The organism is Piscirickettsia litoralis (genome assembly GCF_001720395.1).
Taxonomy (GTDB): Bacteria; Pseudomonadota; Gammaproteobacteria; order Piscirickettsiales; family Piscirickettsiaceae; genus Piscirickettsia; species Piscirickettsia litoralis.
In genome coordinates this window covers 488,077-508,514 of record NZ_MDTU01000001.1, presented here as the reverse complement: position 1 = coordinate 508,514, position 20,438 = coordinate 488,077, and the positions used below count along the sequence as shown (strand labels likewise).

Here is a 20,438-nt window from a genome sequence, read left to right as displayed (position 1 = left end):
TTTTGGATGGGAAGGCTTTGGTTGGGAGGTGCACTGCTATTGGCTGTTTGGTACGTATTATCGTATCTGGTCTTTAGTTGGTGGGGTGTAATTTCAGCGGTTGTTGTCACCATGTTTTTTGCGTTGTTATTTCATTATTTTCATAAGCTTGAGGAAAAGAAAGGCTAAATATTAAGCGAATTCTTTTCCTATCGAGCAATAACTTTGCTTTTAGCCGTGGTTGCTAATGCGTGAGATGGCGTTTTTCTCATCAACGAAGATAGCTACAGGCTTGTGGTCGATTGCTTCTTTCTCGTCGACGGAGCAATAGCTACAAATGATCACTAGGTCCCCTTTTTGGACGTGACGAGCCGCCGCACCGTTGAGACAAATTTCACCGGGGCCTCCTGGAATGACATAAGTCGTTAAACGCGCTCCGTTATTACAATTATAAATATCAACTTGCTCGTAGGGGATGATTCCCGCAGCGTCGTAAAGTGCAGGATCGATGGAGATAGAGCCTTCGTAGTTTAAGTCGGCATCAGTCACTGTTGCGCGGTGAATTTTTGCTTTTAGCATATTAAGTTGCATGTGATACCTCGATTAATAGCTGCACTGGTGGAGTAATAAATAGAAAAACGCCCTGATTTTACTGATAAATCGGTTTAAATGCAAACTACATGAAAAAAAACTTTATTACCATGACTTATTTGATTCGTTGGTCGCTTCACTGCCTATTGTGTGATAAGATCGTGTTCCATGTTGAAAATACATGAAGTGAAGTGAATGACACGATACATATTTGTTACAGGCGGTGTAGTCTCCTCTTTGGGTAAGGGACTCACGGCAGCCTCTCTCGCCGCGATACTCGAAGCGCGCGGTTTAAAAGTTAACCTTAAGAAATTCGATCCTTATATCAATGTTGATCCGGGTACGATGAGTCCGTTTCAGCACGGTGAGGTATTTGTAACTGAGGATGGCGCAGAAACTGATCTGGATTTAGGTCATTATGAGCGTTTTGTTGCGACAACGATGACACGCTTTAATAACGTAACCTCGGGCCGTGTTTATCAAGAAGTGATCATGAAAGAGCGCCGCGGTGATTACTTGGGTGGCACTGTGCAGGTGATTCCCCATATCACCGATGAGATCAAACGCCGGGTTGTTGAAGGCAATGGTGATGCCGACGTCGTCATGATCGAAATTGGTGGCACAGTCGGTGACATTGAGTCTTTGCCGTTTTTAGAGGCGATTCGTCAGTTAGGTGTTGAGTTAGGTCATGATCGAAGTTTATTTATTCACTTGACTCTAGTTCCTTATTTGGGTGCGGCCGGCGAGTTAAAAACAAAACCGACACAACACTCCGTTAAAGAGTTACGTTCGATAGGGATTCAGCCGGATATTTTAATTTGCCGCTCTGAGCGCGCATTGCCAGAATCTGAGCGCCGTAAGATTGCTTTGTTTACCAATGTTGAAGAGCGTGCGGTGATTTCTTGTGTAGATGTGAATACAATTTACTCACTGCCGCGTGCTTTATATGAGCAAAAACTAGATGAGATTATTGTTGATCGTTTAAGAATAGAGGCGAAAGCGGCTGACTTATCGGACTGGGATCGCGTCGTCAACGCTAAACTGAACCCTGAGCACAGTGTGACGGTGGCGATGGTCGGTAAATATGACCTAACCGATGCTTATAAGTCGATTAATGAAGCACTTGATCACGCCGGAATTCAAAGTAAAACTCAGGTTAATATTGAATATATCGATGCAGAAGAGATTGAGAAAAAGGGCGCTGAGGCGATACTAAAAGGCTATGATGCGATTTTAGTCCCTGGGGGCTTTGGTGATCGCGGTGTTGAGGGCAAGATCCTCGCTTCTCAGTTTGCTCGTGAAAATAATGTGCCTTATTTAGGTATTTGCTTAGGGATGCAAGTTGCGGTGATCGATTATGCGCGTCATTGTGCGGGCCTTGAGGGCGCGAATAGCTCTGAATTTGATCCTGATTGTAGTTACCCTGTGATTGCGCTTGTCAAAGAATGGCTGACTGAAGATGGCTCGCTTGAAACGCGTGATGCCGGCGCTGATCTGGGCGGCAGTATGCGCTTAGGCGGGCAAGTCTGTTTGCTTGAAACAGGGTCGATGGCAGAAAAAGCCTATGGGCAAGGTCAAATCGTTGAGCGTCATCGTCATCGTTATGAAGTGAATAACCGTTATGTTGATGAATTACAAAAAGCCGGGTTGAAAATCTCAGGCCGCTCTGAGGATAAAAAATTGGTTGAAATGGTTGAGGTTGAAAATCATCCTTGGTTTGTGGCGTGCCAATTCCACCCCGAATTTACATCAACACCACGTGCAGGGCACCCGTTGTTTTCAGGTTATATAAATGCTGCGATTGCGCACAGCGTGAAGTAGGAGAAAGAAAGTATGAAAGTCGCTGGAATGAATGTGGGCTTAGATCAGCCGTTTTTCCTCATCGCCGGGCCTTGCGTGATTGAAAGTGAAGCGTTGGCGCTGGATACAGCCGGTTACTTAAAAGAAGTCGCGGACCGTTTAAATATTCCGTTTGTTTATAAGTCGTCGTTTGATAAAGCCAATCGCTCTTCTCATAATAGTTTTCGCGGTATGGGGGTAGAAAAAGGCTTGGCGATCTTGCAGAAAGTCAAAGATCAAATTGGCGTGAATGTGCTAACGGATGTACATGAAGATACGCCTTTAGATGAAGTCAGCAGTGTGGTTGATATTTTACAAACACCCGCATTTTTATGTCGCCAAACGAATTTTATTCAAAATGTTGCGCGTTGCAATAAGCCGGTGAATATCAAAAAAGGGCAATTTCTGGCCCCTTGGGATATGAAGCATGTGGTTGAGAAGGCTCGTGCCGTGGGTAATGATCAGATTATGGTCTGTGAACGTGGCGCATCATTTGGCTATAACAATTTAGTCTCAGATATGCGCTCATTGGCGGTTATGCGTGAGACAAACTGTCCGGTGGTCTTTGATGCAACCCACTCAGTCCAGTTACCGGGTGGCCAAGGCGCATCTTCAGGGGGGCAGCGTGAGTTTGTTCCTGTGCTTGCACGTGCTGCTGTGGCTGTGGGGATTGCAGGGCTCTTTATGGAAACTCATCCAAACCCTGAGAAGGCATTGAGTGATGGACCTAATAACTGGCCGATGCATCAGATTGAAGAGTTACTCAGTCAATTGGTTGCTTTAGATAAAGTGGTTAAGTCAGCTGGGTGGATAGAAGAAACAGTGAAATAAGCTGTAACTACATTGTATAAATGATAAATGAGTGAAGGAGTGTTCAGTGAAAATTAAACAAGTTATTGGTCGTGAAATTTTAGACTCTCGCGGTAATCCGACAGTTGAAGCGGATGTGATTTTAGAATCGGGTGTTGTGGGTCGTGCGGTTGCACCTTCCGGCGCGTCGACAGGATCACGTGAAGCCTTAGAATTACGTGACCAAGACCTTAAGCGTTATATGGGCAAAGGCGTATTAACAGCAGTTAATAATATCAATACGAAAATTCGTGATTTACTCATCGGTAAAGACGCAGCGGACCAAAGTGCAATTGATGGTGCGATGATTGAGTTGGATGGCACAGAAAATAAATCAAGCCTAGGTGCAAATGCCATGTTGGCCGTTTCTTTAGCGGCAGCAAAAGCCTCTGCCTTAGAGCAAGGTTTGCCCTTATACCAGTATTTATCCAAAGGCGAGATGAGCATGCCAGTACCGATGATGAATATCATCAATGGCGGTGAGCATGCGGATAATAATGTCGATATGCAGGAGTTCATGATTGTCCCTGTTGGCGCGCCGAATTTTAGCGAAGCTTTGCGCTATGGTGCTGAAATTTTCCATACCCTTAAGAAAATTTTATCAAAGCGTGGCTTAAATACAGCGGTAGGTGATGAAGGGGGCTTTGCGCCAGATTTACCCTCAAATCAAGCGGCGATTGAAGTCATTTTGGAAGCCATTGATGCAGCGGGTTATAAAGCAGGTAAAGATATCTTTATTGGATTAGATCTAGCAAGTTCTGAATTTTATAAAGAGGGTAAGTATCACCTGGCTTCTGAAGATAAGGTCTTGTCTTCATCCGAAATGGTGGATTACTTAGAAGACTGGGTGAAGCGCTATCCGATTATTACCATTGAAGATGGCTTGGATGAAAGTGATTGGCAAGGTTGGGGCGAGCTGACTGCACGTTTAGGTAAAAAAGTGCAACTTGTCGGTGATGATTTATTTGTAACAAATGCGGCGATCCTAGAGCAAGGCATTAAAAAAGATGTGGCTAATTCGATTTTGATTAAGCTCAATCAAATTGGCACCTTGAGCGAGACATTAAAAACGATTCAAATGGCCAAAGATGCAGGCTATACCAATGTCATTTCACATCGCTCGGGCGAAACAGAAGATACGACGATTGCTGACTTGGCGGTGGCTGTTGCTGCGGGTCAAATTAAAACAGGTTCGCTGTGTCGTAGTGATCGCATGGCAAAATATAACCAATTGCTTCGTATTGAGGAAGAGTTAGGTGAGAATGCGGTTTATCCTGGCTTGGCTGTATTCAAACAAGCTCATTAAACGCTATGATTAAATAAAAAGGGGGTAACACCCCTTTTTTTATTGCAGACGATTGAAGGAAAGTGAATGACTTTTAAAGAGCGCTGTTTTGTCACCTTTTTGGGGGTATTGTTCCTGCTCTTACAATTTAATTTGTGGGTAGGTAAGGGCAGCGTTGCCAATTTAATCGGCTTGCATGACAAAATTAATGTCCAAGAGGATAGAAATAAAACGCTCAGTGATCGTAATGAGCAGCTTGAAGCTGAGATACTGACCTTGAAACAGGGCAATGCGTCAATTGAAGCGCGCGCTCGGCGTGAGCTCGGTATGATTAAGCCAGGTGAAACTTATTATCAAATTATTGGTGAAAATAAAAAAATAAAACGATACAGCAAAATTAATTCTATCTTAAGTTACCTATCATTCATCCTGTAGCATGCAGTAAGAGGGCTCTGTGGATCTATCATTCAATTGGCATTACGCTAACAAAGTTCCTGCACTATCTTGTCACTATAAATGTGAGCCTGAAGACTTTAGAGTCGATGAGGTTCCTGTGATTGAACCACAGCAGTTCTCGGGTAATGGCGAACACATTTTTTTGACAGATAGAAAAAAAACAGACTAATACTGAATGGTTAGCAAAAAAATTAGCGCAATTTGCTGATATCCCTGTACGCGATGTCAGCTTTGCTGGTCTAAAAGATCGTGAGGCAGTGACAATTCAATGGTTTAGTTTACGTATTCCAGGCAAACGTGAGCTGGATTGGGCATTATTCAGTGACGATAACATTCGCATTTTACAGGTGGGTCGCCATCAAAAAAAATTACGGCGTGGGCACTTAATTGGTAATAAATTTAGATTGATTCTAAAAAATTGCCAAGGTGATAAAGCGTTTTGGCAACAGCGCTTAGAATATATCCAAACTGGAGGGGTGCCAAACTATTTTGGTCCACAGCGCTTCGGTCGAGAAGGCCATAATGTTCAGGCGGCATTTGATATGTTCGCTGGTAAGCGAGTAAAGCGTCAACAAAAAAGTATTTATTTATCCGCATTACGTGCTTATTTTTTTAACCATGTCCTATCGAAACGTTTGGAGCAAAAATTAACGCTAACGCCAATGACCGGCGATATCATGAACCTAACCGGCTCGAATAGCGTATTTGCTGTAAATAATTTGAATGAGGATAACGATGCTAAGAATGAATTAGAAAAACGCTTGAGCGACCGTGATATCGTTCTGACCGGGCCGTTGGTGGGTCAAGGTAAAAATAATGAGCGTATTAACACACCGGCTTCTCGTTTTGAGCAAAGTGCTCTGATTGATGCAGGTTATGATGAAAGTTGCCAGAAAAACTTAATTAAATATAAGTTAGGTGCTGATCGTCGGCCACTGTGGGTTTATCTTGATAACTTTTCTTGGGACTGGCTCAATGAGAGTACACTTGAATTAAAGTTTTTTCTGCCCAAAGGTAGCTTTGCGACCTCGGTATTGCGAGAATTAGCCCGCTACCAAATTCCAGATAAGTAGTAACTTTTTTGTATTAATCTATATTTTTGCTTTCCATTCAATTAAATAAAAAGGAGCACTGAAGTGCCAGTAGTTAAGCAAAATCAACGTCATATTTCACCCTGGGGAATGATGCTATGTTCGGTGAGCGCGATTTTAGGTTCAGGCTGGTTATTTAGTAGCTTTTATAGTGCACAACTTGCAGGTGCAGGAGCGATTATTGCCTGGATACTGGGCGGCTTATTAATATTATGTGTGGCATTTAGTTTTGCAGAAACATCAACATTATTTCCTGTCGGTGGTGGAAGTGCTTATCTGCCTTTTTTAACACATGGCAATATGGTGAGCTTGATTTTAGGCTGGATTACTTGGTTAACTTTTGCAGCGTTACAATCAGTTGAAGTTCAAGCGACTTTACAGTATTTAGCGAATTTATGGCCTGAATTATTAAAACCAGGGTCAACCGCTTTATCGGCTACGGGTATTAGTATGGCGGTGCTGCTTATGTTTTTATTCAGTTTGCTTAATATTTACTCGCTGCGTTGGGTGATTCGCTTAAATAATATTTTGACGTATTGGAAAATTTTAATTCCTGTTGTGATCGCATTAGCTTTAATTAGTACAAATTTCTCTACCGCAAATTTTCATTATCAGGGTCATTTTTTTGAGTGACGGTTGGCATGGTGTTTTTGCTGCGATGTCAATGGGGGGCATTGTCTTTGCCTTTAATGGTTTTAAGCAGGTCGTCGAACTTGCAGGAGAGGCTGCCAATCCAAAGCGCACTATCCCATTTGCGCTGGTTGGCAGTATTTTTATTTGTCTCGTGATTTATTTATTACTGCAAGTTGCCTTCATTGGTGCACTAACACCAGCAGAATTAATGGCCGGTTGGTCACATTTAAGCTTAGCGAGCACAGCAGGACCCCTGGCTGTTGTTGTTGCTCCTGTGGGTATATTTGTATTAATTTTGCTTTATAGTAATGCAGTGGTTGCGCCCGCAGGCTCTGCATTGATGTATGTGGCTAGCGCTTCTAGGACATTACAAGCGATGAGTGGTAATCAGCAGATGCCAAAGGTGCTAGGGGAATTAAGCGCAGGGGGCATTCCTGTGAAGGCGATTATCTTAAATACAGTTTTAGGTGTTGTTTTCTTTTTTCCGTTACCAGGTTGGAAAGCGATGGTTGAGTTTATTACCTCACTGGTCGCTTTCTCTTATTCGTTAGGACCGGTTTGTTTATTAGTGTTGCGCTATCAGTTGCCTGATGAAAAGCGTGCAGTACGCTTGCCTTTTGTTTGGGGGTGGAGTTATTTAGGGCTTTATATTTGTGTATTGATGTCTTATTGGACCGGCTGGCATACAATTTCTAAGCTTTTCTTATTCTTAGTGTTTTGCTTTGTATTATACTTTTTATATCGAATGGTTTCAGAGCGTGCGCGCTCACTGGCATTGGAAATTCGTTCATCACTTTGGGTTTGGGTTTATTTTATCGGTGTCAGTATTGTCTCTTATCTAGGGACGTTTGGCGGAGGGCGGGGTGAGTTGGCCTTTGGCCCAGATGCATTGGTGCTTGCTTTACTTACTGCTGTAATTTTGTATTTAGCGGTTAAGTTTCGCCGAACAGATGAGCAAACAGCAGCCTTGTTTAAAACTATTCGTAATGAGTTAACTAATTAATTCTTAGTGCTCTAGTGTGTGAGAATAATTACAATGAACAGGATGTATTGGGGGTGAACATGCTAAAAATATTATTGAGTAACGATGATGGTGTTTATGCACGTGGTTTGGCTGAAATGCACCAGGCCTTAGCGGATGTTGCGAAAGTGTATGTTGTTGCCCCTGATCGTGATTGCAGTGGTAAGAGTAATTGCATTACTCTAGATCGCCCATTATCCATACAAAAGGCAGATAATGGGTTTTTAAAAGTCAATGGCACACCAGTGGACTGTGTTCATTTGGCTTTAAACGAAGTGTATAAATCGGAAGGGATTGACCTAGTCATCTCGGGGATTAATGCGGGTGGAAATATGGCGGATGATACGATTTATTCAGGGACGGTGGCTGCGGCAATGGAAGGGCGGCGTCATGGAGTTCCTGCAATTGCCGTCTCATTGAAAGGTGAAGGCCGTTTAGACAATTATTGCACGGCAGCAAATTTTATCGCCAGTCTTGTTGAAAAAATGGTTAAAGAGCCATTACCGGCAGATACTATCCTTAATGTGAATGTGCCAGATTTGCCTCAAGAAAAAATTCAAGGGGTACAGGTGACGCGTTTAGGGCAGCGTCATCGAGCTCAGCCAGTGATTCCTGCAAAAAGCCCTCGCGGTTATCCGATGTTTTGGATCGGCCCTGTCGGGCCTGCTCAGGATGCAGGGGTGGGGACTGATTTTTTTGCATTGCGAGAGAACCAAATTTCAATTACCCCCTTAAAAACAGACTTAACACAGTTTGAAGCGATGGAAACCGTGGCTCATTGGAATGCCTTAAGTTAGTTATGTTGATATAACAAACACGTATTTTTTCGGGCACACATTTTGCTTTGTCTTGGTCTATATTTAAAGCATTTTTATTTTGCGCCGACACCATAAAAAGATGTGGTAACAACGTAAAATAATTGTACTAAGGCTTGGGCAAATGGCGTATTCATATGAATCTCGTTTTATTTCAGCGAAACAATGCAGTGAGTCAGGGCAGTTTCAGCAAGAAGAGGCGGTAAGGAATTCTGTTGCAGCTGCAAGTAATACTTCTGAAGCAAAAGCAACGACTGCTGAGACACAGCAAAAACAAGTCAATTTATTGCAAGAACCCAATAATCTAGATGCCACAGAAATTTATTTGGGTGAAATTGGTTATTCGTCTTTACTTACTGCAGAAGAGGAAGTTTATTTTTCTAGACGTTCTCAACAGGGGGATATTTTTGCGCGCCGCAAAATGATCGAAAGTAATTTACGTTTAGTTGTTAAAATTTCTCGTCGGTACTTAAATCGAGGCTTGCCGCTATTAGATCTGATTGAAGAAGGCAACATGGGGTTAATGCACTCCGTTGAAAAGTTCGACCCTGAGAAAGGCTTTCGCTTTTCAACCTATGCAACCTGGTGGGTGAGGCAAAACATTGAGCGGGCATTGATGAGTCAAACTCGAACAATCCGTCTGCCTATTCATATTGTTAAAGAAATGAATGTGTATTTACGAGCATCCCGAGATTTGTCTCAGTCATTAGATCATGAGCCAAATTATGAAGAAATTGCTGAAAAGGTTAGTCGCCCTGTCAGCGATGTTAAAAAAATCATGCGTCTTAATGAAAAAGTTATTTCAACAGACACGCCTGTAAACAGTGATAGTGATCGTACTTTAATCGATACATTAAGTGATGATGAAAATATGGCTGATCCTGTGGTTGATCTCGCCGATTTTGATCTGAATGAGCGAATTAAAGATTGGTTATTAGAGCTTTCCGATAAGCATCAGCAAGTTGTTGAGTTACGTTTTGGCTTAAACGGGCAAGAGTCAATGACACTTGAAAAAGTGGGTAAGGCCTGTGAAATTACCCGTGAGCGCGTGCGCCAGTATCAAATGGAAGGCTTGCAGCACTTGAAAAAACGCTTCGAGGATGAGGGGTTATCAAGTAATATCTTATTATCTCGCTTTACTCATAGTAAATGGTAACAGCCGCTAACCTTAACTGTTACCTTTTTGAGAAACAAAGCGTAAAGCGGCCAGTATTTTGGGGTTAGCAGAACCCGCGGCTTTCAGGCTGTATAATTGATTCAATAGTTTTTTTAGCTCATCAACAGATAAACTCATAAGCTTTATAATACGATCGTCTGGAGTGACTCTGCCTTGGCGGAATTTCTCTAAAACATCCTCAATGGCGACACAGAGTTCTTCAAGAGTCGTGGAGCCTACGATTCTCGCATTGCCTTTTAGTGTGTGCATGCTGCGAAAAAATGCATTGACTGCCTCACTAGAGTCGGCTGGGACGGCAAGCTGTTGCACTCCATTTTCAAGCTGCTTGATTAAACTGTTACACTCTTCAATAAAATAGTGTAGGTCCGACTTATCTAAATTCAATATGGATCCTAAATATGGGCAGCTCCCCTGCTTTATATATACATTTTAGAGGGGAATTGCTGATCTTGTCGGGTGCTAGTGTGTAATCTATTTATAAACATCAAAAATTTTTGGTGACTTGGGTGACTTATTGCTAGCATTTCTTAAGTTTTTGTGCTAAAAAAGCGGGAATAAAGTTGCTGATCGTTGCTGAAATCGCTATACTCAGGCGTTTGTCTGAATGAGACGCACTTTGCTAATTTATAACTGAATTTTGGATTTTACACTTGATTACTACAGCAAATATCACAATGCAGTTTGGCCCTAAGCCGTTGTTTGAAAACATTTCAGTCAAGTTTGGTGGTGGTAACCGTTATGGCTTGATTGGAGCGAATGGGTGCGGCAAATCTACCTTTATGAAAATTTTGGCCGGCGATTTGAAGCCAACGTCGGGTAATGTTTCTATAGATGTTAATGAGCGTTTAGGCAAGCTTAGTCAAAACCAGTTTGGCTATGAAGAATACAGCGTTGTAGACACTGTAATCATGGGCTATGAAAAGCTTTGGGAAGTTAAGCAAGAGCGCGACCGCATTTATGCACTCGCTGAAATGACCGAAGAAGAAGGCATTAAAGTGGCTGAGCTTGAGATGGAATTCGCCGAAATGGATGGCTACACTGCTGAATCGCGCGCAGGTGAGTTGTTGATGGGGGTGGGGATTCCTGTTGAGCAGCATTTTGGTCCGATGAGTGAAATCGCTCCTGGTATTAAATTACGTGTTTTATTAGCACAAGCCTTATTCTCTGATCCTGAAATTTTATTGCTCGATGAGCCGACCAATAATTTGGATATTGACACGATTCGCTGGCTGCAAGAGACTTTAAATCAGCGTAATAGCACGATGATTATTATTTCCCACGATCGTTATTTTTTGAATTCGGTCTGTACTCATATGGCAGACTTAGATTATGGCGAGTTACGAGTTTATCCAGGGAATTATGATGAATACATGATGGCCGCTAATCAAGCCCGTGAGCGTTTGCTCGCCGATAATGCCAAGAAAAAAGCACAAATGGCGGAATTACAAAGTTTTGTTGCCCGATTTTCGGCAAACGCTTCTAAAGCGAAGCAAGCTACTTCTCGGGCAAGGCAGCTTGATAAAATTAAGCTCGAAGAGGTCAAAGCCTCGAGCCGAGTGAACCCTTTTATTCGTTTTGATCAAGAGAAAAAGCTGTTTCGTAATGCCTTAGTTACAGAGCACTTATCAAAAGGCTTTGATAAGCCTTTATTTAGAGATTTAAATTTAACGGTGACAGTAGGTGAGCGCGTCGCAATTTTAGGGCAAAATGGGGTGGGTAAAACGACCCTATTGCGGACTTTAATTCATGATTTGCCGCAAGATCATGGCAATATTCAGTGGTCTGAAAATGCTGCGATTGGCTATTATGCCCAAGATCATAGCCGCGATTTTGAAAATGATATGACACTCTTTGAGTGGATGAGTCTATGGCGTAAACCGACGGATGATGATCAAGCGGTTCGTGGAATTTTAGGGCGTATGTTATTTAGCGCCGATGATATTGTTAAGTCCATTAAAGTGCTCTCGGGTGGTGAAAAAGGCCGCATGCTATTTGGTAAGTTGATCATGCAAAAACCAAACATCTTGCTGCTTGACGAGCCAACGAATCACATGGATATGGAGTCAATAGAGTCATTGAATAATGCTTTAGAGCGTTATGAAGGCACATTGTTGTTTGTGAGTCATGACCGCGCATTTGTTTCATCATTAGCAACCCGTATTATTGAAATAACGGAAGCGGGCGTGAATGACTTTAAGGGAACTTATGACGAGTTTCTTGCCAGTAAAGGCGTGATTGATTAAATTTTAGTTTTTAAGAAAATTAAGTGCAAGCCCGAGTTTTCTATTCGGGCTTTTTATTATTAATATTTGGTTTTTAGCTTAACTTAGTTTAGTCGATAACCAATTGCAGCAATAGTTTCTATGAGGGTATTATCCGTCTTTTCAGCAAGCTTTTTGCGCAGTTTACGGATATAAGTTCTTAAGTAATGCTCCGCATCTTCCTGATGATTGGGCCATAGCGTGCTGGTGAGTATTTGATAGGGAATGACTTGACTTTTATGCTGAGCAAGCAATTCAAGTAATTCATATTCTTTGTTAGTTAGATTTATTTTTTCTTGATCAAAAAATACCGATTTTTGTGAGAGTTTAATAGTGAAGCCATGCGTTTCTATCGTGGCACTGCCTTTGCTTTGCTGAGTTTGTACACGTAAGGCGACACGAATACGTGCCATAAATTCACTCATGCTAAAAGGCTTAGTAATATAATCAATTGCGCCGGCATCGAGTAGTTTTACTTTTTCATTTTCATCATTGCGTGCAGATAAAACGATGCATTGATGATGGCCTTGTTGTTGTAAAGTCTGTAGGACATGATAGCCGTCTTGGTCGGGTAGCCCTAAATCTAAAATGATGAGTTCAGGTTGATGAATTTGTGCTTCTTTAATACCGTTTTTTGCATTGTTTGCTTCGAGTACATGATAGCCCTCAGCACCTAGCGTGATTTTTAATAAGCGACGGATTTGTGATTCATCATCAATAATTAATACACTGGCAATTGGTTTTTTCATAACATTCTCGGCCTTTTTATAAGGTTAATTACTGATTAATAGTTTTGAAGCAGATTTTGGGATAGTAATGGTAAATTGGCTACCCAAGTTTTTGCCCGGACTTGTTGCTTGAACACTACACTGTTGTGCTTTTAAAACGCCTTGGCAAATGGTGAGCCCCATGCCAGTGCCATCGGTACGGTCTGTCTGTTCGGCACGGTAAAATAAATTAAACACTTGCCTGAGTTGTTCTTCGCTTAAGCCTTGGCCTTGGTCAATGATGGAAAGTTTAAATGTTTGAGTTTGTTTTTCTTCGTGCAGTTTGATGGTAATTTCTTGGCCTAATTCTGAATATTTACAGGCGTTTTCAATTAGATTGATCAAGACTTGTTCTGTGAGTATGGGGTCAAGCTGGGCAAGACAGGCTTGCTCGGGGCATTGAATGTTTAAAGAGTAAGGTTTTAGTTGTTGCTTTAGGCGCCTGCAGGCTGAATCGATGATATCTTCGATATCGCATAATTGTAAATTAGGCTTTAATACATCGGCCTCTAATTTCATCATGTTAAGTAAGTTATTAATATAACGGTGAAGCCGATCAGACTCGCTGTAAGCTAAAGAAGCAAGTTCTCTTTGGGTGGTTTGGTCAAGCTGTTGCGATTTGTTTTTAAGTGTTTCCAGCGACCCCATAATCGAGGCCAATGGTGTTTTTAAGTCATGGGAGAGTGAAGAGAGCAAAGCTTGCCTAAGATTATCTGCTTCTTCAAGAATATGATTGCGTTCTTGAATTTTGGCGAGTTGATGTTTGGAGAGTACCGTTGCTGTTGTGGCGATTAATGCATGGATAATTGCCAGTCGGTCATCAGAAAGTGCGTTGTTTGCCTTAAGGCGGCGTATGGCAATCACCCCTAGGCATTGATTGGCAAGCAGAGGCTCAAAACGCCAAGAAAGAGCAGTGTGGGTCTCGCTTTTATAGCCTGTGCTTTGAGTTGTTTGCCAGCACTGTTGGGCCGCTTGGTACTCATGAGGTTTAAGGTAGCTTTGCTTGCCTGGAAGACTATAAATCTGCAAATTGTTATCTTTGGGCAGTAGGATGAGAAAGTTTGTTGGATAGACTTTGTGTAAGTGATTGATAAGTTGTTGAAATAAACTGTCTTGATGGTTGATATGGGTGACTTTTTGTGCATAGTGAAAAAGCAGTTGCATGGCTTTCTCTTTTTGCTGAGCAGAGAGTGCAATGGCTCTTGTTCTTGCGGTTAATGCGCTGACAAAGATAGACAAAGTGATAAACGCGCTAAAGCGTAGTAACTGATCTGATTCTGAGACGTGTAAGGAGTAATAAGGGAGGGTGAAGTAATAGTCGTAAATGAATAAGCCTAAAATGGTGCCGAGAATGCCGGGAATAAAGCCCCAGACCGAAGCAGAAAACAATGTGTCTGCGAGAAAGAGCATGGTAGCGATGTTGACAGCTTGGCTATGCGGTAAAAAATAAATTATTGCAACAACCGCAATGGTTAATAGCACTGATTTTATGCAATTTGCACTGAGTTGGGCATAGTGTTGTTCAGAAGAAGGGTCAAAAAGCATAGTCACTCGCTTGATTGTATGCTGGCTCTATTAAAGGCGCTATCATCATAAGGGCTTTTAGGCTTGTTTGCCAAGTGTTGTTGTGATCAAGCTTATGGTATAATCGGTGGTTTGGTCATTATGGCTTGAAAAACATTAAGTTATGAGGGTGATGTGAAGCAAAGTACACGGGTTGTTGTTGGTATGTCAGGAGGAGTTGATTCCTCAGTGTCTGCCTACCTGCTTAAAGAGCAGGGCTATGATGTGCAAGGGCTTTTCATGAAAAACTGGGAAGAGGATGACACTGATGAATATTGCTCTGCCAGTGAAGATGTTGCCGATGCACAAAGTGTCTGTGATCGCTTGGATGTAGCGCTGCATACGGCTAATTTTGCCGCTGAATATTGGGATAATGTATTTGAACACTTTCTAAGTGAGCTTAAAGCCGGTCGCACACCAAATCCGGATATCCTCTGCAATAAAGAGATTAAATTTAAAGTGTTTTTAGAGTATGCATTGCACCTAGAGGCCGAGTATATTGCAACAGGTCATTATGTTCGTAAAGATCAGATTGATGGTCGTTATCGTTTATTAAGAGGGCGAGATAATAATAAAGATCAAAGTTATTTTTTATATACTATTGGTCAAGAGCAGCTCGCTAAAACTCTATTTCCTGTCGGAGAACTAGAAAAGCCAGTGGTAAGAAGCCTCGCTGAGCAAGCTCAATTGATCACGCATAATAAAAAAGACAGCACTGGAATTTGTTTTATCGGCGAGAGAAAATTTTCTGACTTTTTAAAGCGTTATTTGCCTGCGCAGCCTGGAAAAATGAAAACACCTGAAGGTGAATATGTCGGCGAGCACCAAGGTTTGATGTATTACACCTTAGGGCAACGTCAGGGCCTAGGCATTGGTGGTCGACAAGGTGACAATGGTGAACCTTGGTATGTGTTGGCAAAAGACCTAACGAATAATACGCTTATTGTCGGCCAAGGTCATAACCACCCTTTATTACTCTCTAAGACACTGGAAACGGCTCAATTGCATTGGGTGGATGGTATAGCGCCTGGTGCTGAGTTCTCGTGCACAGCAAAGACACGTTACCGTCAGGCGGACCAGTCATGCCGAGTTAAAATAGCGGGCGATGGCCGAGCCATTGTGACATTCGAGCAACCACAGTGGGCGGTGACACCAGGCCAGTCGGTCGTTTTTTCATCAAGGAGAAGTTTGCTTGGGTGGTGGTGTAATCGAGAAAATTAATTTGTGATTAACTCGTTAATTTATTATATGATTTAGTTATTTTAAACCGTGAAACTATGAGTGTAGAATGCACTCTTAAATGTAATGAGAAAAGAGAGGAATGATTTACATGTTTGAAAAATCAACACACAAAGAATCACAAGATCGCTTAACAGCTGTATTTAATACGTCTGAAGGTTCTTTTGAAATCGAGCTTTATGCCAAAGAATGCCCTGAAACGGTATGGAACTTTGTCAATCTAGCAGAAGGTCGTCAAGATACCAGTAAAGAAGGTCCGTTTTATAATGGCTTGAACTTCCACCGTATTATCTCTGGTTTTATGATCCAAGGTGGCTGCCCTGAAGGCAGTGGTATGGGGGGCCCGGGTTATCAATTCGAAGATGAATGTTCTTCTGAATTACGCCACGATGGCGCAGGTGTATTGTCGATGGCAAATGCCGGTCCTGGAACGAATGGTTCCCAGTTCTTTATTACCTTAGGCGCTCAGCCTCACTTGGATGGCCGTCATACGGTATTTGGTAAGGTATCATCAGGTCTTGATATTGTTAATAAAATTGGCCAGGTTCCAACCGGTTTCATGGATAAGCCTGTTGATGAAGTGGTGATTGAATCTGTTGAAATTAAGCGTTAATCGTAAATAACGATTGCGTTTGATCTTATGCGGTGCTGCGAGAGCCTTTGATACTCGCAGTGCTTTCTTTTTCACCTTGTGGACCGTAAGTGTTTTCTTCACAGCCTTTAACAACATTGAGTAATGATGAGAGCTGAGCCTGATTGACTTGGATAACAAGCCCATTCGCTTCGTTGATTTGTTTGCATTTTTTTAAAGCGAGTTGAATGTCTAACCACAACTCTTTTGCTTGAGTTTGTTCTTTGCCTGCCATTTCTTGGTGAATGTAGCTGAGCATACCTTCATGCGTACAACTATAATTTTTTTCTTTAAGTAAGTTTTCGTGCTCTATTGCAAGCGGATTAAGCTGGTCCAAACAAGACTCTTTTGAATTAGCTAGGTGCTGTAGCTCTGTGTGAGTTAAGTTTTGTAATGCAATCGTTTCTTGCTCTAATAAATCAAGCAATTGTTTGAGTAGTATTAATTTTTTATCCAATAAAGCACAAATACTTCTCATCGCACTGATTCCTTAATATTTATTCGTTTTTATCGAAGCTTATCTAGAGCTGTTCGTTTAATATGCCTTCAGCAGTCTGCAATGCATTGATTTCATACTCACCTTTTTTGATAGAGTGCTTTTAACGTCTCTACTTTTTCGGCACGTTCGGTGGTAAACCCCTCATCTTGGCTGGCAGATTGCACTAACTCTGTGAGAAGTAAACTTTCTTCATTGGTTGCAGGTGCAGCACTTGTTGCCTGTTTTTGTTGTTCAGGTGCCTTTTCTTCAGCCTGTTTGTTGGCTAGAGGAGGAGGTCCAGAACCTACTTTGTTGACTTCATTCATGTTTATGCCCCTTAATTTTACCACTGTATAATATCGGCAGTACTTCTATATACTTTAGCTCAAATTTAATAAATTACATCAACAACGCCCTTGCTTGTGGCCTTGCCCTTGATAACCTTTTGAGATTGTATGTTTTTTACTTCCACCTGTTGGCCTCGTAATGCATTTTGTAAGGCGACTCCTAGCGAGGTCACTCTGATGTTGTTTATTTTTGCACGAATTTGCACTCGCTCTCCTCGTTGTACCATATATTCTTTTTTTAAGGAATATTCAGAAATTATACTGCCTGATTTTATTGGATATTTTGTATTTCTACCAATTAAATAATCAAAGTTTTGATAATAATTAGGACGTAATTCACGGTAAAGTATGGTTTTTAGTGCAAGTTGGTCACGACGGATTAAGGTGTTTCGTGGAATTTGTTCTCTGGCAACAATCACTTGACTATAAACAGTTAGTTTAACGGGTAAATAAGTCACCCAATCATGCTCTGGACAGCGAATGCCGACACTGCGTGTTGATAATAATTTTTGATGAGCTGGCAGGAAGGGGGCAAGTTGATCTGCTGAGCAGGCTTTTAATCGTACTTTGCTGGTGGGTTTATTAATTTCAATTTGGAACTGCTTGGTATGAAGCCTAACTTGCCCATAGAGATAGTGATAAGCAATTTTCTTTAAAGTGGCATAATTTTGAATGTCTTCTTGTGCATGGCTATTTAGAGAAAAAATCAATAATAAAGCACAAGTTAGAATTCGAAAGCACATGAGTTATTCCTGTAAAAGTAAATTGATATAGAATGATTAGCCTTGCAATATTTGTGCCTTATGAACTTAACTCTCCTGACCAGGTGGAGCTATGGAAGTTGTTAAGTTGCACTCAGGGGAACACAGCTATAATATGAGGTGTCAAACGAATGATTTTAATCAAATGGTACTTTAGTTATGCAATTAGCAGAAAGACTTCAAACTCAAGTAGATAGTGAAGAAGACAGTAGATACGCTAAGCGCTTGAAAGAGTCTTTAACGCCAGATGTGCTTGAGAAGCTTTCAGAAGGAGAAAAGAAGGCTTATGCTGCTGCTATTGAGGTAATGAACAACTTTGCTCCTCATATCAAAGAGTTAAGTAAATACTAAAATTAGGTAATCTTGACAGCCTCCAAGGATTGGCTTTGATTTGATTATGGAAAAAATTATTTGGCTTACTTCTGCTATCATAATTGATATTCAGAACTCCTCTCTAAACTCTGGTGAAGATAAAGGCATCCGTGATAGGAAACTTTTAGAGGCTGCTGTGGCAGGGGTAGAGAATGCTTATGGTTATTATGAACATAGTTCTGAATTAGATTACACTGAAGAGTTCTACTGTGCTGCTCAGTATGCCTTTAAAATTGGAAATTTTCACCCATTCTATCAAGCTAATAAACGTACAGCCTTTATTTCAGCTCTGACCTTCCTTAGAATGAACGGGATTGTTATTAGAGAAATGAATTATAAAAATGCAGCTATTATGACCTATGCTTTAGTTGCCTCAGATACAATGGGTGGTGTTGAAGTTACAGTGGAGTTATATGCGAGCTGGTTGAATTGTTTTAAGGTCAAGGGGCAACTTATTCCTAAGTTGATGTCTCTTGAGAAAATGTTGTCCACTCGATGATTAAATAATTTTTTATTTTAGTTTGGTTGATATTAAATAAATTTTAGTTATTTCATAATTAATAATTAACACATATTAAAGTGCATGTATACCGACGACTTATAATTTTATTAATGGAAAAGGCACTAAGATTGCATAATCTTTATTAATTAATATTAGTAATTTATATCGAAATATATTTGATGAAAATAAAAGGCTGATAAATGATTAACTTTGATAAAATTGTTGGAACGCATGAAAATGCGCTTTATTTAAGAAATCAGAGGTTAAAAACAATTTCTGATAATCTGGCCAATGTAGATACGCCACATTATAAGGCAAAAGACTTTAACTTTAATAAAGCACTAGAAAATGCAACCTCACATATTGATCGAGATATTCGGTTATCACGAACGAATAATAGGCATATTAAATTAACGATTCCATTTTCGGGAATTGATTTAAAGTATCGCAACCCATTTCAGCCATCTTTAGACGGTAATACGGTAGAGCTAGAGGTTGAGCAAGCTAAATTTGCAGAAAATGCAATGCGTTATCAGGCGACACTTGCATTTTTAGGGAAGAAGTTTTCTGGCATAAAGAATGCATTTAAGAACGAGTAGGAAAGTGGAAAGGTAAGTGATTATGTTCTCAGTTTTTGAAATTGCAGGATCGGCAATGATGGCACAGAGTATTCGTCTTAATACGACTGCAAGTAATCTTGCCAACATTAATAGTGCAAGCAGTAGCATTGATACGACTTACCGTTCACGGCAACCGGTGTTTGCACCCATTGCCGCAGGAATGCGAGATAAGTTTTTCCCCCGATCGTGCGCCAGGGCGAGGTGTGCAGGTTTTAGGTATTGTTGAAAGCGATGCACCTTTAGAGCAACGCTTTGATCCGGACCACCCGATGGCAAATGAAGAAGGTTATATCTTTTTGCCCAATGTGAATCCGGTTGAAGCGATGGTCAATATGATTTCTGCATCACAATCATATCGGGTCAATGTAGAGGCTTTTAATACATCCAAGCAGCTCATGCAGCAGACGCTTAGGTTAGCGCAGCAGTAGGAGATAGATGATGGCAGGGATTGATTCAAGTACTTCAGTTGCAGACCTTTATAAAAACTTAGGGCTAACATCAACAGAGACGACACTAGAAAAAAAAGAACTCGGCCAAGATGATTTTTTAAAATTATTAACAACACAGCTGAAGCACCAAGATCCGATGCAGCCGCAAGAAAATGGTGAGTTTCTCGCACAAATGGCGCAATTTAGCACCGTCGATGGTATCAACAGTATTAATGATGCGGTCGGTAGCTTGGTTGCTGAATTAAAATCAACAAGTGCATTACAAGCTTCGGCATTGGTTGGCCGCTCGGTTTTAGCTCAATCTGATAAGGGCTTATTAATTGAAGGTGAAGAGTTTAAAGCGGATATCGAAGTGCCGAAAAATGCAAAAGGCATTAAAGTCAATATCTTTACTGATGGCGGTAGTTTGGTCAAACAAATTGATGTGGGTGATCTTGCTGATGGAAATTACAGCTTTGTTTGGGATGGCAAGGATGAAAGCGGCAATTTGATGCCGCCAGGGCGTTACCAGTTTGCTGCAGAAGCACAGGTTGAAGATCAAACTCAGCAATTATCATTATCGGTGTATGCCAATATTGATAGCGTTATTTTAGGTCGCAATGGTGAAGAAACACAGGTAAGTTTATCAGGAATAGGACAGGTGAAACTATCAGACATTAAACAATTAGGTTAGTAAATAAAATAAATAATTAAATAAAATAAATAATTAAAT

General features: G+C 41.1%; 25 protein-coding genes and 2 pseudogenes. 20 read left to right on the top strand and 7 right to left on the bottom strand.

What is annotated here, in order from left to right; all coding sequences use genetic code 11:
- Positions 1–6: 6 nt before the first annotated feature.
- Positions 7–168, top strand: coding sequence for a hypothetical protein (locus BGC07_RS21110; RefSeq protein WP_201258096.1), 162 nt, complete (start codon positions 7–9; stop codon positions 166–168).
- Positions 169–210: 42 nt separating this feature from the next.
- Here the strand turns inward: BGC07_RS21110 and panD are convergent, their stop codons facing one another.
- A complete protein-coding gene (panD, locus tag BGC07_RS02410) occupies positions 211–570 on the bottom strand; it encodes an aspartate 1-decarboxylase (RefSeq protein WP_069311821.1) in 360 nt (119 codons plus the stop codon).
- 195 nt (positions 571–765) lie between these two features.
- Between panD and BGC07_RS02405 the strand changes: the two genes are divergently transcribed.
- The 10 genes from BGC07_RS02405 (at position 766) to rpoS (ending at position 9,715) form a co-directional block, all read left to right on the top strand.
- On the top strand, positions 766–2,391 hold the full coding sequence (locus tag BGC07_RS02405; protein ID WP_069311820.1) for a CTP synthase: 1,626 nt from the start codon (positions 766–768) through the stop codon (positions 2,389–2,391).
- 12 nt (positions 2,392–2,403) lie between these two features.
- Complete coding sequence (gene kdsA, locus BGC07_RS02400) at positions 2,404–3,240, top strand: 3-deoxy-8-phosphooctulonate synthase (RefSeq protein WP_069311819.1); 837 nt, start codon at positions 2,404–2,406, stop codon at positions 3,238–3,240.
- 46 nt (positions 3,241–3,286) lie between these two features.
- On the top strand, positions 3,287–4,564 hold the full coding sequence (gene eno / locus BGC07_RS02395) for a phosphopyruvate hydratase (RefSeq protein ID WP_069311818.1): 1,278 nt from the start codon (positions 3,287–3,289) through the stop codon (positions 4,562–4,564).
- A gap of 66 nt (positions 4,565–4,630) precedes the next feature.
- Positions 4,631–4,978 carry a cell division protein FtsB gene (gene ftsB, locus BGC07_RS02390; RefSeq protein ID WP_069311817.1) on the top strand — a complete coding sequence of 116 codons (348 nt, stop codon included), beginning with the start codon at positions 4,631–4,633 and terminating at the stop codon, positions 4,976–4,978.
- 19 nt (positions 4,979–4,997) lie between these two features.
- A complete protein-coding gene (locus tag BGC07_RS21490) occupies positions 4,998–5,168 on the top strand; it encodes a hypothetical protein (protein WP_235602843.1) in 171 nt (56 codons plus the stop codon).
- Positions 5,149–6,072 carry a tRNA pseudouridine(13) synthase TruD gene (gene truD / locus BGC07_RS02385; RefSeq protein WP_317135145.1) on the top strand — a complete coding sequence of 308 codons (924 nt, stop codon included), beginning with the start codon at positions 5,149–5,151 and terminating at the stop codon, positions 6,070–6,072. Before BGC07_RS21490 ends, truD begins: the two co-directional genes overlap by 20 nt.
- 63 nt (positions 6,073–6,135) lie before the next feature.
- Entirely contained in the window at positions 6,136–6,723 is a 588-nt protein-coding gene (locus tag BGC07_RS22950; protein WP_268801592.1) for an APC family permease, read from the top strand.
- On the top strand, positions 6,716–7,726 hold the full coding sequence (locus BGC07_RS02380; protein WP_268801591.1) for an APC family permease: 1,011 nt from the start codon (positions 6,716–6,718) through the stop codon (positions 7,724–7,726). Before BGC07_RS22950 ends, BGC07_RS02380 begins: the two co-directional genes overlap by 8 nt.
- Before the next feature lie 59 nt (positions 7,727–7,785).
- Positions 7,786–8,541, top strand: a complete 756-nt coding sequence (gene surE / locus BGC07_RS02375; protein WP_069311816.1) for a 5'/3'-nucleotidase SurE — start codon at positions 7,786–7,788, stop codon at positions 8,539–8,541.
- 142 nt (positions 8,542–8,683) lie between these two features.
- Positions 8,684–9,715 carry an RNA polymerase sigma factor RpoS gene (gene rpoS, locus BGC07_RS02370; protein WP_069311815.1) on the top strand — a complete coding sequence of 344 codons (1,032 nt, stop codon included), beginning with the start codon at positions 8,684–8,686 and terminating at the stop codon, positions 9,713–9,715.
- A 12-nt stretch (positions 9,716–9,727) separates the two neighbouring features.
- Here the strand turns inward: rpoS and BGC07_RS02365 are convergent, their stop codons facing one another.
- Entirely contained in the window at positions 9,728–10,120 is a 393-nt protein-coding gene (locus BGC07_RS02365; RefSeq protein ID WP_069311814.1) for an Hpt domain-containing protein, read from the bottom strand.
- A gap of 266 nt (positions 10,121–10,386) precedes the next feature.
- Here BGC07_RS02365 and BGC07_RS02360 point away from each other — a divergent pair, with 266 nt between their 5' ends.
- Positions 10,387–11,979 (top strand): ABC-F family ATPase, encoded by a 1,593-nt coding sequence (locus tag BGC07_RS02360; RefSeq protein ID WP_069311813.1) that lies wholly within the window; start codon positions 10,387–10,389, stop codon positions 11,977–11,979.
- A gap of 83 nt (positions 11,980–12,062) precedes the next feature.
- Here BGC07_RS02360 and BGC07_RS02355 read toward each other — a convergent pair whose 3' ends face one another.
- Together BGC07_RS02355 and BGC07_RS02350 are read right to left on the bottom strand one after the other, a co-directional pair.
- Positions 12,063–12,746 (bottom strand): response regulator transcription factor, encoded by a 684-nt coding sequence (locus BGC07_RS02355; RefSeq protein ID WP_069311812.1) that lies wholly within the window; start codon positions 12,744–12,746, stop codon positions 12,063–12,065.
- A 24-nt stretch (positions 12,747–12,770) separates the two neighbouring features.
- Positions 12,771–14,309 (bottom strand): ATP-binding protein, encoded by a 1,539-nt coding sequence (locus BGC07_RS02350; protein WP_069311811.1) that lies wholly within the window; start codon positions 14,307–14,309, stop codon positions 12,771–12,773.
- 183 nt (positions 14,310–14,492) lie between these two features.
- Between BGC07_RS02350 and mnmA the strand changes: the two are divergent.
- Positions 14,493–15,555: pseudogene (gene mnmA / locus BGC07_RS02345) on the top strand (tRNA 2-thiouridine(34) synthase MnmA).
- Positions 15,556–15,657: 102 nt separating this feature from the next.
- Positions 15,658–16,179: a peptidylprolyl isomerase gene (locus BGC07_RS02340; RefSeq protein ID WP_069311810.1), complete on the top strand. Its 522-nt coding sequence runs from the start codon at positions 15,658–15,660 to the stop codon at positions 16,177–16,179.
- A 25-nt stretch (positions 16,180–16,204) separates the two neighbouring features.
- On the opposite strand, the gene flgN is transcribed toward BGC07_RS02340, so the two are convergent.
- The 3 genes from flgN to flgA all read right to left on the bottom strand — a co-directional run bounded on the left by flgN (position 16,205) and on the right by flgA (position 17,765).
- On the bottom strand, positions 16,205–16,675 hold the full coding sequence (gene flgN, locus BGC07_RS02335) for a flagellar protein FlgN (protein WP_069311809.1): 471 nt from the start codon (positions 16,673–16,675) through the stop codon (positions 16,205–16,207).
- 98 nt (positions 16,676–16,773) lie between these two features.
- Positions 16,774–17,001 carry a hypothetical protein gene (locus tag BGC07_RS02330; protein ID WP_069311808.1) on the bottom strand — a complete coding sequence of 76 codons (228 nt, stop codon included), beginning with the start codon at positions 16,999–17,001 and terminating at the stop codon, positions 16,774–16,776.
- 65 nt (positions 17,002–17,066) lie between these two features.
- The gene (gene flgA, locus BGC07_RS02325) at positions 17,067–17,765 is read right to left on the bottom strand and encodes a flagellar basal body P-ring formation chaperone FlgA (protein ID WP_069311807.1); all 699 of its coding nucleotides are present in this window, start codon (positions 17,763–17,765) and stop codon (positions 17,067–17,069) included.
- Positions 17,766–17,942: 177 nt separating this feature from the next.
- Here flgA and BGC07_RS02320 point away from each other — a divergent pair, with 177 nt between their 5' ends.
- From BGC07_RS02320 to BGC07_RS02300, 6 genes and pseudogenes are all read left to right on the top strand, one after another.
- The gene (locus tag BGC07_RS02320; protein ID WP_069311806.1) at positions 17,943–18,134 is read left to right on the top strand and encodes a hypothetical protein; all 192 of its coding nucleotides are present in this window, start codon (positions 17,943–17,945) and stop codon (positions 18,132–18,134) included.
- Between the two features lie 46 nt (positions 18,135–18,180).
- Positions 18,181–18,654: a type II toxin-antitoxin system death-on-curing family toxin gene (locus BGC07_RS02315; protein ID WP_069311805.1), complete on the top strand. Its 474-nt coding sequence runs from the start codon at positions 18,181–18,183 to the stop codon at positions 18,652–18,654.
- A 203-nt stretch (positions 18,655–18,857) separates the two neighbouring features.
- The gene (gene flgB, locus BGC07_RS02310) at positions 18,858–19,256 is read left to right on the top strand and encodes a flagellar basal body rod protein FlgB (protein ID WP_069311804.1); all 399 of its coding nucleotides are present in this window, start codon (positions 18,858–18,860) and stop codon (positions 19,254–19,256) included.
- A 22-nt stretch (positions 19,257–19,278) separates the two neighbouring features.
- Positions 19,279–19,335, top strand: a pseudogene (locus BGC07_RS24105) (hypothetical protein); the annotation flags it as partial.
- 49 nt (positions 19,336–19,384) lie between these two features.
- The gene (locus BGC07_RS02305; protein WP_235602842.1) at positions 19,385–19,705 is read left to right on the top strand and encodes a flagellar basal body rod C-terminal domain-containing protein; all 321 of its coding nucleotides are present in this window, start codon (positions 19,385–19,387) and stop codon (positions 19,703–19,705) included.
- Between the two features lie 7 nt (positions 19,706–19,712).
- On the top strand, positions 19,713–20,399 hold the full coding sequence (locus BGC07_RS02300; RefSeq protein WP_069311803.1) for a flagellar hook assembly protein FlgD: 687 nt from the start codon (positions 19,713–19,715) through the stop codon (positions 20,397–20,399).
- Positions 20,400–20,438: the final 39 nt, after the last annotated feature.

Coding starts and splice junctions, on each gene's coding strand:
- ftsB (WP_069311817.1), top strand. CDS start 4,631: ATGACTTTTAAAGAGCGCTGTTTTGTCACCTTTTTGGGGGTATTGTTC.
- BGC07_RS02355 (WP_069311812.1), bottom strand. CDS start 12,746: ATGAAAAAACCAATTGCCAGTGTATTAATTATTGATGATGAATCACAA.
- flgN (WP_069311809.1), bottom strand. CDS start 16,675: ATGAGAAGTATTTGTGCTTTATTGGATAAAAAATTAATACTACTCAAA.
- panD (WP_069311821.1), bottom strand. CDS start 570: ATGCAACTTAATATGCTAAAAGCAAAAATTCACCGCGCAACAGTGACT.
- surE (WP_069311816.1), top strand. CDS start 7,786: ATGCTAAAAATATTATTGAGTAACGATGATGGTGTTTATGCACGTGGT.
- BGC07_RS02330 (WP_069311808.1), bottom strand. CDS start 17,001: ATGAATGAAGTCAACAAAGTAGGTTCTGGACCTCCTCCTCTAGCCAAC.
- kdsA (WP_069311819.1), top strand. CDS start 2,404: ATGAAAGTCGCTGGAATGAATGTGGGCTTAGATCAGCCGTTTTTCCTC.
- BGC07_RS02340 (WP_069311810.1), top strand. CDS start 15,658: ATGTTTGAAAAATCAACACACAAAGAATCACAAGATCGCTTAACAGCT.
- flgB (WP_069311804.1), top strand. CDS start 18,858: ATGATTAACTTTGATAAAATTGTTGGAACGCATGAAAATGCGCTTTAT.
- BGC07_RS02350 (WP_069311811.1), bottom strand. CDS start 14,309: ATGCTTTTTGACCCTTCTTCTGAACAACACTATGCCCAACTCAGTGCA.
- rpoS (WP_069311815.1), top strand. CDS start 8,684: ATGGCGTATTCATATGAATCTCGTTTTATTTCAGCGAAACAATGCAGT.
- BGC07_RS02405 (WP_069311820.1), top strand. CDS start 766: ATGACACGATACATATTTGTTACAGGCGGTGTAGTCTCCTCTTTGGGT.
- BGC07_RS02315 (WP_069311805.1), top strand. CDS start 18,181: ATGGAAAAAATTATTTGGCTTACTTCTGCTATCATAATTGATATTCAG.
- flgA (WP_069311807.1), bottom strand. CDS start 17,765: ATGTGCTTTCGAATTCTAACTTGTGCTTTATTATTGATTTTTTCTCTA.
- BGC07_RS21110 (WP_201258096.1), top strand. CDS start 7: ATGGGAAGGCTTTGGTTGGGAGGTGCACTGCTATTGGCTGTTTGGTAC.
- BGC07_RS02320 (WP_069311806.1), top strand. CDS start 17,943: ATGCAATTAGCAGAAAGACTTCAAACTCAAGTAGATAGTGAAGAAGAC.
- BGC07_RS02300 (WP_069311803.1), top strand. CDS start 19,713: ATGATGGCAGGGATTGATTCAAGTACTTCAGTTGCAGACCTTTATAAA.